Origin of the sequence: Leptospira sp. B5-022 (assembly GCF_000347035.1) — a bacterium.
GTDB classification, from domain to species: Bacteria; Spirochaetota; Leptospiria; order Leptospirales; family Leptospiraceae; genus Leptospira_B; species Leptospira_B cinconiae.
Genome location: NZ_ANIJ01000046.1, coordinates 1 through 1,972 on the forward strand (window position 1 = coordinate 1; position 1,972 = coordinate 1,972).

Annotated in this window: 3 protein-coding genes; all 3 read left to right on the plus strand. The window is 41.1% G+C overall.

Annotation, left to right across the window (positions count from 1 at the left end):
* The first annotated feature begins 282 nt into the window (after positions 1 to 282).
* The 3 genes from LEP1GSC192_RS16240 (at position 283) to LEP1GSC192_RS16250 (ending at position 1,912) form a co-directional block, all read left to right on the plus strand.
* Positions 283 to 636 carry an Imm8 family immunity protein gene (locus LEP1GSC192_RS16240; protein WP_036090709.1) on the plus strand — a complete coding sequence of 118 codons (354 nt, stop codon included), beginning with the start codon at positions 283 to 285 and terminating at the stop codon, positions 634 to 636.
* 697 nt (positions 637 to 1,333) lie between these two features.
* Positions 1,334 to 1,612: a type II toxin-antitoxin system RelE/ParE family toxin gene (locus tag LEP1GSC192_RS16245; protein WP_036090713.1), complete on the plus strand. Its 279-nt coding sequence runs from the start codon at positions 1,334 to 1,336 to the stop codon at positions 1,610 to 1,612.
* A 12-nt stretch (positions 1,613 to 1,624) separates the two neighbouring features.
* Positions 1,625 to 1,912, plus strand: a complete 288-nt coding sequence (locus LEP1GSC192_RS16250; protein WP_036090716.1) for a HigA family addiction module antitoxin — start codon at positions 1,625 to 1,627, stop codon at positions 1,910 to 1,912.
* Positions 1,913 to 1,972 lie beyond the last annotated feature (60 nt).

Here is a 1,972-nt window from a genome sequence, read left to right on the forward strand (position 1 = left end):
CAATTGAATGCACCGTGTTTGGATGCGGTACGTCGTCTAACTTCCGGTGCTTCCGCAGCGCTTCGAGCTTGCTTCGCAACTCTCGCTTGGCCTTCGGCACATTTTGCTTTGTCACTCGCCTTGCATGGCAAGTCGCGTGCCAAGTGCTTCGCACTCGCAAAACGTCGGAACACCTTGGTCGTTAGACGACATTTTGAGAATTTTACTTTATTCAAAAAGTTGTAGATAGACAATAATTGTAAATTAAAGTTAATATATATACGTTAATTGAAAAGAATTTGTATGAAAATACCTGTAATAAGAGCTTTTGATGACGTTGATCATGATCCGATTAAAGATTGGATTCCTGAGGATCCATATGATATAGACATTTGTATAAGATTTTCAATTGGGCCATCCGATGAGATGGGTATTGATTACTTTGATGGGCATTTTATAACAAAAAACTATGAAGAAGAATATGCTTCATACCTTCAACCTCGTTACTTTCTAATTGAACGATATTCGTTACCAGTAATATTGGAGATGGTAACTTTATTTATTGAAACTTGTAGTAGGCCGGATTGGGAACAAACAGCGCAGGCAATTGGTAAAAGATTATCTTGGGAATATGAAGGATATCATTCGTCCAACTAAAAATAATTATTTTATCTGAAAAATACCTTTCGCAACTTTCTCTTAAGATTTAACTAAGATAACTCAAAACGTCGTCTAACTTTCGGTGCTTCCGCAGCGCTGCGGGCTTGCTACGCAACCCTTGCTTGGGCTTCGCCACATTCGCTTCCGTCACTTCGTTTGCAAAGCAAACTCGTGCCGTTGCGAACGTCGGAACACCTTGGTCGTTAGGCGCACATCCGATAACTTTTTTCTTTTTATTTTAGGGTTAAATATTTTTTAAATAGAGCCGTATTAAATTTTTCTTATGGTTTGTCCGCTCCTGAGATGCTCTGGTGCCGAGATTTGAGTTTCATCCTGCTAATTAGATCGCAAAGAAAGTCTTCAACTGATGCCGTATTCGGAGCGGGGATTTAACATCTGAAAGCAGGATTTTGCAGTAACGGCAATTTGCTGAATTAGCAAAACGCAACTATTTGGATGCACCGTGTTTGGATCGGACGTCGCCTAACTATCGGTGCTTCCGCAGCGCTTCGGGATTGCTTCGCAACCCTTGCTTGGGCTACGCCACATTTGCTTCTGTCACTTCGTTTGCATGGGCAAACTCGTGCCGTCGCAAACGTCGGAACACCTTGGTCGTTAGACGGACAGTTTGGCTAAATTCAATTTTTAAAGGAAAAAGCTTGACATTGTAACCTTATGGGTTACGGTTTTTATATTGATTATTTCCTTTAGACACAAAGGCCTTGAACAGTTTTTTGAAACTGGCAGTAAGAAAGGAATACAAGCAGATCATTCGAATAAACTAGCTAGGATTTTAGATAGGTTAGATTCTTCGACATCACCTAAAGATATGGATTTACCGGCGTATCGCTTGCATCCTCTGAAGGGTCGTGAAAAGGGTAGGTGGTCAGTCTGGGTAAATGGGAATTGGCGTGTCACCTTTGAATTTGAAGGTGAAAACGCGATAGTAGTCGATTATGAAGATTATCATTAGAGGCGTGGCTTTATGAATAAAAGAAAACCTACTCATCCCGGAGAAATTTTGCTAGAAGATATAATCAAACCCTTAGGATTAACTATAACTGAGGCTGCAAAAGATTTAGGAATATCTCGCAAGACACTATCAGAAATAGTGAATTGTAAAAGTCCAGTTACTCCAGAAATGGCAGTAAGAATAGCGATTGCAACGAACACGTCTGCTGAGAGTTGGTTAAGCATGCAGACAAAGTTAGATCTCTGGACTGCGATGCAAGAACGACCTAAGAATATAATAAAGTTTCCAATTTCTGCGTAATAGAGCCAAACCGTCGTCTAACTTTCGCCTCAGCCGCAGCGCTGCGGGCTTGCTGCGCAA

What these genes read in the sequence shown, in the direction of transcription:
- LEP1GSC192_RS16250 (WP_036090716.1), top strand. Translation starts at nt 1,625, where the DNA reads ATGAATAAAAGAAAACCTACTCATCCCGGAGAAATTTTGCTAGAAGAT.
- LEP1GSC192_RS16240 (WP_036090709.1), top strand. Translation starts at nt 283, where the DNA reads ATGAAAATACCTGTAATAAGAGCTTTTGATGACGTTGATCATGATCCG.